Origin of the sequence: Nitratireductor sp. CH_MIT9313-5 (assembly GCF_037029545.1) — a bacterium.
Classification (GTDB): domain Bacteria; phylum Pseudomonadota; class Alphaproteobacteria; order Rhizobiales; family Rhizobiaceae; genus Chelativorans.
In genome coordinates, this window is record NZ_JAYMER010000011.1 from 446,459 (window position 1) to 461,415 (window position 14,957).

The 14,957-nt window shown below is 60.6% G+C and carries 16 protein-coding genes; 8 read left to right on the plus strand and 8 right to left on the minus strand.

Annotated features, from left to right (window positions below; genetic code table 11):
- Positions 1-149: 149 nt before the first annotated feature.
- Entirely contained in the window at positions 150-788 is a 639-nt protein-coding gene (locus WA367_RS06130; RefSeq protein WP_336055897.1) for a DNA-3-methyladenine glycosylase I, read from the minus strand.
- 232 nt (positions 789-1,020) lie between these two features.
- Here WA367_RS06130 and WA367_RS06135 point away from each other — a divergent pair, with 232 nt between their 5' ends.
- Positions 1,021-1,803: a L,D-transpeptidase gene (locus WA367_RS06135; RefSeq protein WP_336055898.1), complete on the plus strand. Its 783-nt coding sequence runs from the start codon at positions 1,021-1,023 to the stop codon at positions 1,801-1,803.
- Between the two features lie 94 nt (positions 1,804-1,897).
- Here the strand turns inward: WA367_RS06135 and glcF are convergent, their stop codons facing one another.
- Genes glcF through WA367_RS06165 form a run of 6 tightly spaced genes read right to left on the minus strand, consistent with a single transcriptional unit; the run spans position 1,898 to position 7,059 of the window.
- Positions 1,898-3,199 (minus strand): glycolate oxidase subunit GlcF, encoded by a 1,302-nt coding sequence (gene glcF, locus WA367_RS06140; RefSeq protein WP_336055899.1) that lies wholly within the window; start codon positions 3,197-3,199, stop codon positions 1,898-1,900.
- A gap of 5 nt (positions 3,200-3,204) precedes the next feature.
- Positions 3,205-3,600 (minus strand): DUF4870 family protein, encoded by a 396-nt coding sequence (locus WA367_RS06145; RefSeq protein WP_336055900.1) that lies wholly within the window; start codon positions 3,598-3,600, stop codon positions 3,205-3,207.
- Entirely contained in the window at positions 3,597-4,850 is a 1,254-nt protein-coding gene (locus tag WA367_RS06150) for an FAD-binding protein (RefSeq protein WP_336055901.1), read from the minus strand. The genes WA367_RS06145 and WA367_RS06150 overlap by 4 nt, the downstream gene beginning before the upstream one ends.
- The gene (locus tag WA367_RS06155) at positions 4,847-5,254 is read right to left on the minus strand and encodes a type II toxin-antitoxin system VapC family toxin (RefSeq protein WP_336055902.1); all 408 of its coding nucleotides are present in this window, start codon (positions 5,252-5,254) and stop codon (positions 4,847-4,849) included. The genes WA367_RS06150 and WA367_RS06155 overlap by 4 nt, the downstream gene beginning before the upstream one ends.
- Positions 5,251-5,502, minus strand: coding sequence for an AbrB/MazE/SpoVT family DNA-binding domain-containing protein (locus WA367_RS06160; RefSeq protein ID WP_036482433.1), 252 nt, complete (start codon positions 5,500-5,502; stop codon positions 5,251-5,253). Before WA367_RS06160 ends, WA367_RS06155 begins: the two co-directional genes overlap by 4 nt.
- Positions 5,503-5,562: 60 nt before the next feature.
- A complete protein-coding gene (locus WA367_RS06165; protein WP_336055903.1) occupies positions 5,563-7,059 on the minus strand; it encodes an FAD-linked oxidase C-terminal domain-containing protein in 1,497 nt (498 codons plus the stop codon).
- A gap of 168 nt (positions 7,060-7,227) precedes the next feature.
- Here WA367_RS06165 and WA367_RS06170 point away from each other — a divergent pair, with 168 nt between their 5' ends.
- From WA367_RS06170 to WA367_RS06190, 5 genes are read left to right on the plus strand one after another with little or no spacing between them, the layout of a single operon-like run.
- Positions 7,228-8,043 carry a FadR/GntR family transcriptional regulator gene (locus WA367_RS06170; protein ID WP_336055904.1) on the plus strand — a complete coding sequence of 272 codons (816 nt, stop codon included), beginning with the start codon at positions 7,228-7,230 and terminating at the stop codon, positions 8,041-8,043.
- A gap of 24 nt (positions 8,044-8,067) precedes the next feature.
- The gene (locus tag WA367_RS06175; RefSeq protein WP_336056050.1) at positions 8,068-8,832 is read left to right on the plus strand and encodes a (Fe-S)-binding protein; all 765 of its coding nucleotides are present in this window, start codon (positions 8,068-8,070) and stop codon (positions 8,830-8,832) included.
- On the plus strand, positions 8,832-10,268 hold the full coding sequence (locus WA367_RS06180) for a LutB/LldF family L-lactate oxidation iron-sulfur protein (protein ID WP_336055905.1): 1,437 nt from the start codon (positions 8,832-8,834) through the stop codon (positions 10,266-10,268). The genes WA367_RS06175 and WA367_RS06180 overlap by 1 nt, the downstream gene beginning before the upstream one ends.
- Entirely contained in the window at positions 10,265-10,939 is a 675-nt protein-coding gene (locus WA367_RS06185) for a LutC/YkgG family protein (RefSeq protein WP_336055906.1), read from the plus strand. The genes WA367_RS06180 and WA367_RS06185 overlap by 4 nt, the downstream gene beginning before the upstream one ends.
- On the plus strand, positions 10,929-11,678 hold the full coding sequence (locus WA367_RS06190; protein WP_336055907.1) for a metallophosphoesterase: 750 nt from the start codon (positions 10,929-10,931) through the stop codon (positions 11,676-11,678). The genes WA367_RS06185 and WA367_RS06190 overlap by 11 nt, the downstream gene beginning before the upstream one ends.
- Before the next feature lie 55 nt (positions 11,679-11,733).
- On the opposite strand, the gene WA367_RS06195 is transcribed toward WA367_RS06190, so the two are convergent.
- A complete protein-coding gene (locus WA367_RS06195; RefSeq protein ID WP_336055908.1) occupies positions 11,734-11,865 on the minus strand; it encodes a hypothetical protein in 132 nt (43 codons plus the stop codon).
- Between the two features lie 893 nt (positions 11,866-12,758).
- On the opposite strand from WA367_RS06195, the gene WA367_RS06200 reads away from it, so the two are divergent.
- Together WA367_RS06200 and WA367_RS06205 are read left to right on the plus strand one after the other, a co-directional pair.
- Positions 12,759-13,499, plus strand: coding sequence for a 16S rRNA (uracil(1498)-N(3))-methyltransferase (locus WA367_RS06200; protein ID WP_336055909.1), 741 nt, complete (start codon positions 12,759-12,761; stop codon positions 13,497-13,499).
- An 83-nt stretch (positions 13,500-13,582) separates the two neighbouring features.
- Entirely contained in the window at positions 13,583-14,956 is a 1,374-nt protein-coding gene (locus WA367_RS06205; RefSeq protein ID WP_336055910.1) for a glutamate--cysteine ligase, read from the plus strand.
- Position 14,957: the final 1 nt, after the last annotated feature.

Genomic DNA, 14,957 nt, shown 5'->3' on the forward strand with positions numbered 1-14,957 from the left:
ATGTCGGCGCCACATCCGGATGGATAAGCGAGACCATCCATGCCAGCCAATCTCCCCACCCGTGGGGGAGATGTCCGGCAGGACAGAGGGGGGCGTGAAGGGGCGCCACCATTCACCATTCCCCATTCACCGTCACCCACCCACTCCCTTCACCCCGGCCGCACCAATGCCTGCCGTTCCTGCTCCACGTCCTCGCGCATGCAGCAGCCAGCGAGGTGGTCGTTTACGAGGCCCATGGCCTGCATGAAGGCGTAGACGGTGGTGGGACCGACAAAGCTCCAGCCGCGCTTCTTCAGGTCCTTGGAAAGCGCGGTCGAGTGTTTGGTCGTAGGGTTCGTGCGCAGTGTCGCGAAATCCATGACGGCAGGGCGCTCATCGGCAGGTGGTTCGTGCCGCCAGAAATAGGCCGCGAGCGAGCCTTCCATTTCTGCCAACTCCACCGCGCGCTTTGCATTGTTGATGGTGGAGCGGATCTTGCCGCCGTGACGCACGATGCCGGCATTGGTGAGAAGACGCTCCACATCATCTTCCGTGAACCTCGCCACGCGCTCGAACTCGAAACCCTCGAATGCCTCGCGGAAATTCTCGCGCTTGCGCAGGATGGTGAGCCAGGACAGGCCTGACTGAAATCCTTCAAGGCAGATCTTTTCAAACAGGCGGTGATCATCGGTGACCGGCCGACCCCATTCGTGATCGTGATAGGCCAGATAGTCGGGGAGATTGCCGTGCCAGAAACAGCGTATCTTTCCATCGGGGCCTTCGAGCAGCCCGGTTTTCTCGTCTTTCATCACACATGTCCCCATCCGGCCGCGAATTAACCGCGGATTCACCTTCTGCAAAAACCCGGCAGTAACCACATCTGCAGCGAGTCGCGCGATGGTGGCATTTTATGAAAATGGATTCACCATTCGCTCGCTGTCACTGATGCAGCATCCTGACAAGGCTGGCACCTTTCGCAGGTTCCGGGCCGGATCCGCAATGTCTCTGGCCGGTGCCGGAGCGAACAGGGATGACACGAGCATGAAACGATTTCTTGCTGCTGCAGTAACAGCTGCCGCGCTGCTGGGCGCGGGTGGTGCGGGTGCGCAGACACGCTATGTCGAGCCGCCGCCGGTGATGGTGAGCCCAGATCTGTCGGCTCCCTGGGTGCTGCAGCTTCGCCAGGCTCAGCGTGTCCAGCCGCGCCAATATCAGCGCCAGCGCGTTGTGCGCCAGGCACAGCCGCAATATCGCCAGGCACAACCCGTTTACCGACAGCAGCGCCAAGTCGTGCAGCCGCAGCAGGTTCGCCCGCAGCAACAGGCGGCACTCGCTGCCCGTCCTCCGGCAAAACAGAAGCCGCAGATCGATCCGATCTATCTGCCACAGGTGGTGGAATACAGCGGACCGCACGGACCCGGAACGGTGGTGGTCGATACGGCAAACCGGTTCCTTTACCTCGTCGAGGCCGGAGGCAAGGCGCGTCGCTATGGCGTTGGTGTTGGCAAGGAAGGCTTCGAGTGGCGCGGCACCGAGAAGATCACGCGCAAGCGCGAATGGCCCGACTGGCGTCCGCCAGCAGAGATGATTGCGCGTGAGAAGAAGAAGGGCCGCATCCTTCCGGTCCACATGAAGGGCGGTCCCGCCAACCCGCTTGGCGCACGTGCCCTCTATCTTGGTTCGACGCTCTATCGAATCCACGGCACCAATGCGCCCTGGTCGATCGGGCAGGCTGTTTCTTCAGGCTGCATCCGCATGCGCAACGAAGATGTGATGGACCTGTACAATCGTGTATCGGTCGGTACCAAGGTCGTGGTACTGTAGCAACCGCAGGCGGGGGCAGGCCTTGCGCGCTGTAAAAGCGCAGCAGGCTTGTTGAAAGGCAGCGTCTTGAGGGAGACGCTGCCTTTTTGCTGTCTCAGCCAAGCGCTTCCGGCTTTGGTCCCCCAAAGGCCCAGTCGAGCAGCTGCACCGTGTGCAGGATGGGTGTGTCGGTTCCGCCGGCGATCTGCGTGATGCAGCCGATATTGCCGGTGGCGATGACATTGGGCTTCGTCGCCTCGATATTTTTCACCTTGCGACGGCGCAGGCGCGCGGAAATCTCCGGCTGCATGATATTGTATGTGCCCGCCGACCCGCAGCACAAATGGCCCTCGCGCGGTTCGCGTACGATAAAGCCCGCCTTGGCGAGGAGTGCCTTTGGCTGGCGACGGATGCGCTGACCATGTTGCATGGAGCATGCCGAGTGATAGGTCACCTTCAGATCGCTCACATGCTCCGGCTCGGGAAGCTCCACAGTATCGAGAAACTCGCTGACATCCTTTGCAAGGGCCGAGACGCGCGCAGCCTTCGCCGCATAATCGGGATCAAGTCGCAGCATGTGACCGTAGTCCTTGATTGTCGTGCCGCAGCCCGAAGTCGTGATGATGATGGCGTCGAGGCCACCGCGTTCGATTTCGCGCAGCCACACATCGACATTGTTGCGGGCGAAAGCGAGCGCCTCGTCCTCCCGACCCATGTGATGCACCAGCGCTCCGCAGCAGCCTTCGCCAGCAGGCACGACGGTTTCGTACCCAAGCCGCGTCAGAAGGCGAATGGTTGCCGCATTGATTTCCGGATCGAGTACGGACTGCGCGCAACCGGACAGAAGTGCAACGCGTCCGCGTGTCCCGCTCATTGGCTCATGAGCACCATGTGCTGGGACTTGTGATGCCGGTGGCACGCTGTCGGGCGCAAGCGTCAACATGGCCGCAAGCGACTTGAGGCCGGGTATGGCACGGAAAAGGGGTGCGAAGGGCTTGCCCAGTCTTGCCAGTTTGAGCGAGGCGCGGAAACGGCCCGGATAGGGCAATGTCTTCGCCAGAAGCGTGCGGATCATCCGCTCATGCAACGGGCGGCGATAGGTCTTCTCAATATGGACCCGCGCATGATCGACCAGGTGCATGTAGTTCACGCCTGAAGGGCAGGTGGTCATGCAGGACAGGCATGAAAGGCACCGGTCGATATGTGTGACAACTTCACGGTCGGCTGGTCGGCCATTCTCCAGCATGTCCTTGATGAGATAGATGCGCCCGCGCGGGCTATCCAGCTCGTTGCCAAGCTCCACATAGGTGGGGCAGGTGGCGGTGCAGAACCCGCAATGCACGCATTTGCGCAGGATCTGCTCGGACTCGGCTGTGGCGGGATCGGCCAGCTGCTCGGCCGTGAAGTTGGTCTGCATGAAGGTTACAACATCCAGCTTTGCGGATTGGCGATGGGCTCGTTGTTGGAGACGGCTTTGAGGCCGATGACGATGCGAATGACGGCCCAGACAGCGACGGCGAACATCAACAGGAAACCGATGCCCACCATCATGAGGATCATCGAGATGAAGCCGAAGAGGAGGCCGATCCAGAAGGTGCGGATGGCCCAGATATAATGGCTTTCCACCCAGCCTTCCGCCTTGCCGCGGTTCATATAGGCCAGCACGATGCCGATTAGCGCGGTAATGCCGATGACGAAGCTGACGAGATAAAGGATATAGATGACCTGGATATTGGTGGGTCCCGGCTCAAGCCAGCGGTCGGTCTTGCGTTCTGGTGCCCGCTCAGGTGACGGATTGGGATTGTTGATGTCGCTCATGATGGTCCTCCGGTGAGAGATACATCGGCGACTTTAGCACCCTCGGCGGTTGAGACCATCCTGCCAAAATTGAGGATGTTCTTCGGGTCGAATTGCTCTTTCAGTCGGGCCGAAAGGGCGGCGAGCGCCGCCGGTTGGGGAAGGAAGACCGGCGTGGCTGCCCGCAGCTTTTCCGAGGCGCGTATCAGCGTTGCATGGCCGCCGCCCATATGGTCGATCAGCTTGCGCAGGATCTCGGCCTCCGGGTCGGCTTCCATGCGCATCCAGACGAGCCCGCCCTGCCAATCGTAATACGCATTGGCACCCGCAGCCCGGCGGAAAGCATCCACCAGCTGATGCCCGACGGTGGGTGCGACTGATACACGCCAGACAGGGGCTTCAGAGCCGTCGCTGAACGGTTTCACATCGCGGATTTCACGCCATAGCGTCCGACTTTGTTCCGCGTCGAGAACCTCAGCTGCGCCCAAGGGCTTCAACAGGCGCGCAAGTAGATCTATGCGGTAATCGACCGATGGGCCGAACCCTTCCACGCGCAGAACTGTTGCCGCGCCCGGCAGCGCCCCGCCGATGAAACTGCCCTTCACCCCTTCCGGCAAATGTGCGGCGCCGGAGACCTCGCCGCTTGAACCCATGGCCTCTGCCATGGCTGTCGTGGCCGCGGCATCGTCAAGACCGGTCAGCAGCAGTGTCTTTTCTGTTTCCGTCGCCGGCAGAACCTTGAAGGTGACATCAGTCACGACGGCCAGCGTGCCCCAGGAGCCGGCAAGCCCCTTCGACAGATCATAGCCGGTAACGTTTTTCACCACGCGTCCACCCGACTTGAACGCTTCGCCACGTCCGGAGACGGCTTGAATGCCAAGCACGTGGTCACGCGCGGAGCCGGCTTTCAGGCGGCGTGGACCGGCGAGGTTCGTCGCCAACAAGCCACCTATCGTCCCGCGCCCAGCCTCACCGCCCAGAAGCGGGCCATAGTCCATGGGTTCGAAATCCAGCCGCTGACTATGCTCGGCCAAAAGCGCCTCGATCTCCGCCACGGGTGTGCCGGCGCGCGCGGAAAGAACCAGCTCTTCCGGCTCGTAGAGCGTGATGCCGGTGAGGCTGGACAGATCAATCTGATGTTCGGCATCAACCATATGGCCAATGGCCCGCTTCGAGCCATGACCCACGACCTCAAGCCGCGCCTCCTCGGCAAGCGCCCACTGAACGGTGGAGAGTACGTCGTCAGCAGTGGTGGGAGTAAATCGGGTCATGCAATCTCGCTTGCGTCGCGGGCGGGAAGGCCGAAGCTGTTGAGCTGTGCGACCGCTTCGCGGTCGAAGCTGATGAAGATATCGCCGCCCTGATCAATGCCGCTTCGTGCAATGGCGGCATCCGCGAAGTCACCACCGGCGTCGAGCAAGTGTATTCCGGCTTCGACGGCAGAGACATCGTGCACCACATTTGGCGGGTCAGTGACGGTGCGGACCGCTGTGGCGCATTCCTGGTTGCTGAAGCGGTAGATGCTGCGCAGCACCCAGACCATCTCGCACAGACTTGGCAATGTGATAACCACCCGCTCTGCGGTGGAAAGAAGGCGATAGGCCGTTTGCGCCTGAGCTTCATCATCCCTGGTCACAAGGCGAACCAGCAGGTTTGTATCAGCGGTAACCCTCACAGAAGCCCCGCCCAGCCTTTGGCGATGGCTTCATTCATTTCCTCGATCGTGGCGACCTTATCCGTCTTGCCCGCGAGGCAGCCGAAAGCGTCTTCCCAGCTTCCTTTCCTCGCAGCCGCCTGTATCGTCAGCCGCCCGTCGGGCAGGGCGCTTACCTCGATCTTCTGGCCGGGCTTTACGCCCAGATGCTGCAGAAGGTCCTTCTTCAGCGTCACCTGGCCCTTGGCTGTCACCGTTAATGTCGTCATCGCTCTGCGCCTTTCCGATGTTCTGATCCAAATGTAAGGCAGTTATGCCTTACCTCCAAATCAAAACCTCTCAAGTTCCGGAAACGGCACCTGGCCGCGATGGATATGCATGCGTCCGAGTTCGGCGCAGCGGTGGAGTTGTGGGAAGACCTTGCCGGGATTCAAAAGGTGGTTGGGGTCGAAGGCGCATTTCACGCGGATCTGCTGCTTGAGGTCGATCTCGTTGAACATTTCGGGCATGAGATCGCGCTTCTCCACGCCCACGCCATGCTCGCCGGTAAGCACGCCGCCCACTTCAACACAAAGGCGCAGAATGTCCGCGCCAAAATCCTCCGCGCGCTCCAGTTCACCCGGCTTGTTGGCGTCATAGAGAATGAGCGGGTGAAGATTGCCGTCGCCCGCATGGAAGACATTGGCGACCCGCAACCCGTATTTTTCGGAAAGTTCGCGCATGCCTGCCAGAACGCGCGGCAGCTCCTTGCGGGGGATCGTGCCGTCCATGCAGTAATAGTCCGGCGAGATGCGCCCGACGGCCGGGAAGGCGGCCTTGCGTCCAGCCCAGAAATTCGCGCGTTCCTCTTCAGAGTGTGAAACGCGGCTGGTGGTGGCACCATTGTTGCGGGCGATAGCCTCGACCCGCTCGATGAGATGATCGACCTCGGCCATCGGACCGTCCAGCTCGACGATCAGAAGCGCCTCGACATCCAGCGGATAACCGGCCTGCACGAAGTCTTCCGCCGCGTGAATGGCAGGGCGATCCATCATCTCCATGCCGCCGGGAATGATGCCCGCACCGATGATGTCGGCCACGCATTGCCCGGCTTCTTCGCTCGATGGAAATCCGATCAGCATTGCACGTGCCGTCTCCGGCTTTTTCAGGACGCGCACGGTGACCTCCGTGACGACGCCGAGCAGGCCTTCGGAGCCTGTCATCAGCCCCAGCATGTCATAACCTTCGGCATCCAGATGCTTGCCGCCAAGCCGGATGATGTCGCCATTCATCAGGACCATTTCGACGCCCAGCACATTGTTGGCCGTGAGCCCGTATTTGAGGCAGTGAACGCCACCGGAATTCTCCGCCACATTGCCGCCGATGGAGCACGCGATCTGCGATGACGGGTCGGGCGCGTAATAGAAGCCCTCCTCCTCGACCGCATGGGTAATGCCCAGATTGGTAACGCCGGGCTGTGCGACCACAGCGCGGTTGGCAAGATCGATATCGAGAATGCGGTTGAAGCGGCTCATTACCAGAAGCACAGCATCTTCAAGCGGCAACGCGCCGCCAGACAAGGATGTGCCCGAGCCGCGCGGGACCACGCGGATATTGCGCTCGTGACAATATTTCAGGATGCGGGAGACCTGCCGCGTGTTTTCCGGCAGCACCACCACCAGCGGGAGTTGGCGGTAAGCCGTCAGCCCGTCGCTTTCGAAGGCACGCATCTCGTTGACCGTGTCGACAACGCCTTCGCCCGGGCAGATCACGCGCATGTCGTGCACGATCTCCTCGCGGCGCTTCAATGTCGCGGCATCTGCCGCCGGCATGGTCAGGCTGGTCATCCAAGAGCTCCGATTGGTAAAATAATGTTACCGGAGATATGAGTGCCTTTCAAGCCAAGTATGCGTACAAGCGAATTTCGCATCGATCTCCGGCAATCGCGGCAAGTTAACTTGACCGCAAGGGGCGAGCAGCCATAAGTTCTGCGCGAACAATCAGACGAAGCAGCCGTGACCACCATATTCACAGCCATAGAGCATTCGCGAACAGCCGACGAGGTTGCGCGCCAGATCGAGGCGCTCATCCTGGAGGGGGTACTGCGCGATGGTGACCGGTTGCCGGCCGAGCGGGAACTGGCCGCGGATATGGAAGTGTCGCGCCCCATTCTGCGTGATGCGCTAAAGGCGCTGGAAGCGCGCGGACTTCTTGCCACGCGCCCCGGCGGTGGCACATTCGTTGCCAATATCGTTGGCGAAGTGTTTGCCGATCCCATGCGCCAGCTTATTGCGACGCACCCGAAGGCTACCGCCGACTATTTGGAATATCGACGCGAGGTTGAGGCGGTGGCGGCAGAGCTTGCTGCCCGCAGGGCAACACCGGCTGACAAGGCGCTGCTGGAGGATGTCATCCAGCGCATGCACCACGCCCATGAGCATGGGGATTTCGCAGAGCAGGTGGAAATCGACGCCGAGTTCCACAATGCAGTGGTCGAAGCCGCGCATAACTTCGTGCTGCTGCACACGATGCGCTCCTGCTACCGCCTTCTGGCCGAAGGCGTTTTCTACAATCGCTCGAAAGTGTTCGATCTGCCGGGCGCGCGTGACCGGCTCCTTGCCCAGCATGTCGCGATCTTCGAGGCAATCCGGGACGGCAAGCCGGAAGAGGCACGCAAGGCGGCGATCGATCATATTGCGTTCGTCGAGCGTGCAAGCGCCGAAGCCGAGCGCACCGGCGAATGGGAGCGGGTATCCGCCCTGCGTTTGCGCCAGCGCACCGAAACAAGTTCACGCAATTCCAAGCCAAGGCGGCCCGGCGTGGCCGAATAGCAAGCAGGAAATTTCTTGACCGACATGACCAATGAAAAACCCCGCATCGGCCTTTTCGTCACCTGTCTGGTGGATCTGTTTCGCCCGACCGTCGGCTTTGCTTCGGTAAAGCTTCTGGAAGATGCCGGGTGTGACGTGGACGTACCCATGGCGCAGACCTGCTGCGGGCAGCCGGCCTTCAATTCCGGAGATCGCGCGGATGCGGCGGCGATTGCCGAAAACACGATCAAGGCGTTCGAGGATTACGATTATGTGGTCGCGCCTTCGGGCTCCTGCGCGGGCATGCTCAAGAAGCATTACCCGGAGCTGTTGAAGGATTCGCCCATGGCCGAACGCGCCGAGGCCTTTTCGGCCAAGGTGCACGAACTGATGAGCTTCCTCGTCGATGTTCTGGGCGTCGATACGGTGGATGCTTCCCATGCGGGCAGCGTGACCTATCACGATTCCTGTTCGGGCCTGCGTGAGCTGAAGATCCGCGAACAGCCGCGCAAGCTTCTGGATTCGGTGAAAGGGTTGAAGCTTAGGGAAATGCGCGACAGCGATGTGTGCTGCGGTTTCGGCGGCACCTTCTGCGTCAAATATCCCGACATCTCCAACAAGATCGTTTCGGAGAAGAGCGCCAACATCAAGGCTTCCGGTGCCGAGACGCTGTTGGCGGGTGATCTGGGTTGTCTGATGAACATGGCCGGCAAGCTGCAGCGCGAGGGCAGCGACATCAAGGTGCGGCACGTGGCCGAAGTGCTGGCCGGCATGGACGACAAGCCGGCCATTGGCGGGGGCAGGAACTGATGGAAATCAAGTCACCTGAGTTCAAGGAAAATGCCAGGGGCGCACTGGCCGACGCGCAGCTGCAAAAGGCGCTCGGCAATGTGCGCGCAGGCTTCATCGACAAGCGCCTCAAAGCCATCGATGCCTTGCCGGAGTTTGACGCGCTTCGCGATTCTGCACGCGAGATCAAGGACCACACGCTGGCCCATCTCGACCTCTATCTCGAAGCCTATGAAAAGAAGGTGGAGGAGGTTGGCGGCAAGGTCCACTGGGCCGAAACCGCTGAGGATGCGCGTCAGGCGATTCTGAACATCTGCCGCAGCGTGAATGCCCGCACGGTTACCAAGGGCAAGTCGATGATCACCGAGGAAATCGGCCTCAACGATTTCTTCGAGGAGCAGGGCATTCGCCCGGTCGAGACCGACCTCGGCGAATACATCATCCAGCTTCGTGGGGAGCGGCCAAGCCATATTATTGCGCCCGCCGTGCATCTGAACAAGGAGCAGGTGGAAAGCGACTTCCGCCGCGTGCACGATCACCTGCCGGTGGCACGTGATCTTTCCGAGCCTGAATCGCTATTGGCAGAAGCACGTCGCGTGCTGCGGTCGGAATATTTCGCTGCCGATGTGGGCATCACCGGCGCAAATTTTCTGGTCGCGGAGACCGGCACCTCCATCATTGTTACCAATGAGGGCAATGGCGATCTGACCCAGACCCTGCCAAAGGTGCATATCGTCGTTGCCTCCATCGAGAAGGTGGTTCCGACGCTGGACGATGTGAGCCAGATCCTGCGCGTGCTTGCACGTTCCGCCACGGGTCAGGACATGAGCGTCTACACCACGCTCTCCACCGGCCCGCGCCGCGAGGGGGATCCGGATGGGCCGGAGGAATATCACGTCATCCTGCTGGACAATGGCCGCTCCTCCATGCTGGGCACGGAGTTTCAGGACATGTTGCGCTGCATCCGCTGTGGCGCCTGCATGAACCATTGCCCTGTCTATCACTCCGTTGGCGGCCATGCTTATGGTTGGGTCTATCCCGGCCCCATGGGCGCGGTGCTGACACCCTCGCTGGTCGGTGTCGACAAGAGCGGGCACCTGCCAAATGCCTCGACCTTCTGCGGGCGTTGTGAGGAAGTCTGCCCCATGCGCATTCCGCTGCCGCGCATGATGCGCCATTGGCGCGAGCGTGAGTTCTCGCGGCGGCTCAATCCTGCAACCCAGCGCTACGGCCTGAAAGGCTGGGCCTTTTTCGCTCGCCATCCCAAGCTCTACCGGCTGGGAGCATCCCTTGCCATTCCGGTGCTTTCACTGATGGGAGGCACGAAGCGGCGTTTCTCCTGGCTGCCCTTCGCCGGCGGCTGGACGCGCCACCGCGAGATGCCGGCGCCTGAAAGCAGAACTTTCATGCAGCAATGGCGCGACCGCGAAGCGGCAAAGCAGGGAGGTGCCGCATGAGCGGGCGCAATGCAATTTTGAACAAGCTCCGCACGCAGATTGGCGGCGGAGACAGTGGCGCGCGCCGCGCGGCGGTGGCTGCAAGATTGAGCCAGCATCCCGACGGCGTCATTCCCGCGCGCGGGCATCTTGAAGGGCGCAAGCGCACCGCGCTTTTCTGTCAGATGGCGGAGAAGGTTTCGGCCTCCGTGCAGCGTGTGCGTAGACAGGAAAGCATTCCGCGGGCCGTGGCCGACTATCTGCGCTCCAAGAACCTCGCTCCAAGCATCCGCATGGGTGCGGACAACCGCCTTGAGAGGTTGCCATGGGACAAGGTACGCTCACTGGATGTGAAGCGCGGGCCCGCCGATCCGGAAGATGAGGTCGGCGTCAGCCATGCTTTCGCAGGCATTGCAGAGACCGGAACGCTGATCCTGCATTCCGGCTCCGACAACCCCACCACTGTCAATTTCCTGCCCGAGCACCATATCGTCATCGTGAAGGCGAGCGAGATTGCTCCCGATCTGGAGAGCGCTTTCGCAAGCCTGCGTCAGAAATTCGGAGCAGGGGTGATGCCGCGCACGGTAAACATGATCACCGGCCCTTCACGCTCGGGCGATATCGAGCAGAAGCTGTTGCTGGGTGCCCATGGCCCGCGTGCGCTGCACATCATCGTGGTGGATGACATCTGAAGGCATATCATTCGATGAGGCTGCAGCGCCGGAAGGCCTGCGCCTCTACGCCATTGGCGACATTCACGGGCGTTTCGACCTGATGGCCGAAATGCATGCGCGCATCATGGACGAGATCGAGCGTGATCGCCCGAACGACTGGCGTATCATTTATCTCGGTGACTATATCGACCGCGGCGGACAGGAAGCGCAGGTGCTCGATTTCCTGGCACGCACCACAGCCGAAGAATCGCGCGTGCAAGCCTTGGCCGGCAATCACGACCAGGGCTTGTTGGATTTTCTGGCCGGGAAGACGCTCGACAACCTGTTCGTCAACAATGGCGGGGAGACGACGGCCGCCTCATATGGTGTGAGCCTGCAGGCGGATGCGCCGCCGGATGAAATGCGTCAGACGCGTGATTCACTGCTCAAAGCGATTCCACAGGCTCACATCGCATTCATGCGCGATCTGCCGCTTAGCTTCACCTATGGGGATTACTTCTTCTGCCACGCAGGCATCCGGCCGGAACTGCCGCTGGACCGGCAAGTGCCGCATGATCTGATGTGGATCAGGCAGGAGTTCCAGAACCATCTGGGGTTGTTCCCCAAGGTGATCATCCATGGGCACACGCCGGTGCGGCGCGCTGACATCCATGCAAACCGCGTCAATCTCGACACGGGAGCGTGGAAGGGCGGGCTTCTGAGTGCGATGATGTTCGAGGGAAAAAGAAAGCGCCTCCTCGAGGTGGCGCTTTCCTGAGCAGCCTCTGCGGGCTGCCGATACGGGAAGGCCGTTCCAGGCCTCCCGCCACTAGTTAGCGGCGGAAGCTGGAGATGCCGTAGCCGTCTGTCGTCTCGTAAACGTCCGAAGCGGTGGCTGCATAGATGCCAGCGCCGCTTGCGAACATGGCAGTCAGGAACATGGCGGAAATAATCGTGGCACGCATGAAGCTCATCTCGGTTTCACTGTTTCATTCTGAAAGCTAATATTCGTTTGTTACGAAATTGTTCCAACAGCCGACTCAATTCACGTTATGGTTTAGTGAATCTTGTGGTGAGGCGCCAATAAGGCGAGTTTCTTCAATCGCGCAAGTGGCTTTAGACTTCATTAACAATGAAATTTCCGCCTGTGGCATCGCCGCAACGGATTCCTTCGGGGAACGAAACAATGGTGCTGCAGAACCGTGCAGATCCATACGGTGTGCTACATGCGGTTCAGGCCCGCGGCATGTTCACCGGAAATCGGGGCGTGATCCATGATCCGCAAACGCGCCGCTTGCTTAACCGGCGCTGGACGACCAGGGCCTGGATCATCTGCACCTGTGATTTTCAGGGGCGCAGGCGTGACGTGATGGGCTTCAACGGGCGCAGCGGCGGGGCCGGGTGGACCGAGATATTCTTTCTGGATGAAGTAACTGCGTTGTCCGCAGGCCATCGCCCTTGCTTCTACTGCAGGCGGGAAGCAGCCTCGTCATTCGCCCGAGCTTTCGCGAGTGGCCAAGGCGAAAGCCACGTTTCGGCGCCGCAAATGGATCACATCCTTCACGCAACCAGAGCCCGATCAGCTACAAACGGACTAGTTAACCGGAATATGGTTCACGATCTCCCCGATGGCGTGATAATCGAATTTTCAGGGGTGCCCTACGCCAAGCGGGGTCCTTCGCTCCTTGAATGGACTTTCGAAGGTTATCGGGAGGGCGTGCCGGTGTCGAAAGTTGGGGAAGCGCAACGCGTGATCACCCCTGCAGCGACGGTATCCGCCTTGAGGAGCGGGTTTCAGCCAATCTGGCACCCCACAGCGCAGACTTGACGCCCTGCCAAGGCGGTATAAGCAGGCACCATGCGAGCGAATTACAAGATGCAGCGCCTTTTTGTGGAAGCGGATCTGGGCGAGGGGGCTCGGATACTGCTTGCGACCGACCAGGCGCATTATGTCGCCAATGTCCTGCGCATGCGCGAAGGCGGCGAGATCCTGTTGTTCAATGGTCGGGACGGCGAGTGGCGCGGTCGCATCGAAGCGGTTGCGAAGAAGAAGGTCGAGCTTGCGCTGGTCGAACAGACCCGCCCGCAAACGCCGCCGAGCGATCTTCTCTATTGCTTTGCGCCCCTCAAGAAGGGGCGTTTGGACTATCTGGTGCAAAAGGCCGTGGAGATGGGGGCAGGCAGGTTGCTGCCTGTCATCACCCAGCACACGCAGGTCCCGAAGCTGGGGATCGACCGTCTTCAGGCAAATGTGATCGAGGCCGCAGAGCAGTGCGGCATCCTCTCTGTTCCGCATGTTGAAGAACCCGTGAAGCTGGAGAAGATGCTGGAGAACTGGGACGAGAACCGCCAGCTCATCTTCTGCGACGAGGCCGCGCCCGACAATAATCCGATCACGGCGCTGGAACGCCTGAAAGGCGGAAAAACTGCACTTCTGGTCGGGCCGGAGGGCGGTTTCTCCGAGAGCGAACGCAAGATGCTGTATGCCGCCGATTACGTCACGGCGATCCCTCTGGGCCCCCGCATCCTGCGTGCAGACACGGCCGCCGTCGCCGCACTCGCATTGGTGCAGGCCGTTATCGGCGACTGGAATTCTTGAACCAAGGCTCAAAACTTTTTGCTTGATTGCAGAGCAGGCATTCGACATGCAGGCGCGAAGCCAGCGGGCTGGAGGTAAATTGAATGGCGCGCGATACGACCGACGACCGGCAGATCGAAAGCATGGACCAGCTGGTCGCCTATCTCGCTGAGGGCTCGAAGCCCCGTGACAAGTGGCGCATCGGCACCGAACACGAGAAGTTCCCCTTCTATATCGACGGCAACCGCCCGGTCCCTTACGAGGGTTCACGCGGTATTCGTGCCCTGCTGGAAGGCATGCAGAAGACGCTCGGCTGGAACCCCATCATGGATGACGGCCGCATCATCGGGTTGGTCGAACCGACAGGACAGGGCGCGATTTCGCTTGAGCCAGGCGGGCAGTTCGAACTGTCCGGTGCGCCATTGGAAACGATCCACCAGACATGTCGTGAAGGCAATGTGCATCTCTCGCAGCTGCGCGAGATCGCCGAACCGCTTGGCATCCGCTTCCTTGGCCTTGGCGGCAGCCCGAAATGGCGCCTGTCTGAAACACCAAAGATGCCCAAATCGCGCTACGACATCATGACCGCCTATATGCCGAAGGTCGGCACCAAGGGGCTGGACATGATGTATCGCACCTGCACGATCCAGGTGAATCTCGACTTTTCGTCCGAGGCCGACATGCGCCGCAAGATGCGCGTGGCGCAGAAACTTCAGCCGCTCTCCACTGCACTCTTCGCCAATTCGCCCTTCACCGATGGCAAGGTCAATGGCCTGAAAAGCTGGCGCGGCGATATCTGGCGCGACACCGACAATCAGCGTTCAGGCCTGTTGCCTTTCGTGTTTTCGGAAGATTTCGGCTTTGCCGATTATGTCGACTGGGCGCTCGATGTGCCGATGTATTTCGTCATCCGCAATGGACGCTATCACGACTGCACGCATGTCACCTTCCGCCAGTTCATGGAAGGCGCGCTTCGCAACGAGGTGATAAACGGCATGCCCACCATGGGCGATTGGGCAAACCATCTGTCCACGCTCTTCCCCGATGTTCGTCTGAAGCGTTTTATCGAGATGCGTGGAGCCGATGGCGGCCCGTGGCGGCGCATTTGCGCACTGCCCGCATTCTGGGTGGGGTTACTCTATGACGACGCGGCATTGTCGGCGGCAGATGACCTGACGGCTGACTGGACCTTCGAGGATGTGGCCGCGCAGCGCGATGCCGTTCCAGAAAAGGCTTTGGCTACTCAGGTCGGCAATCACGAAATGCGCGATATCGCTCGCGAGGTGCTGAAGATCGCGCGTGGCGGGCTTAATGCGCGCGCCTTGCTCAACTCGGAAGGCTATGACGAAGCAGGTTTTCTCGATCCGCTGGACGAAGTCGTCGCACGCGGCACCACCAGTGCGGAGGAAATGGTCAAGGCCTTCCACACCCGCTGGGGTGGTTCGATCGAGCCGATCTTCCTCGAGCAGGCCTATTGAT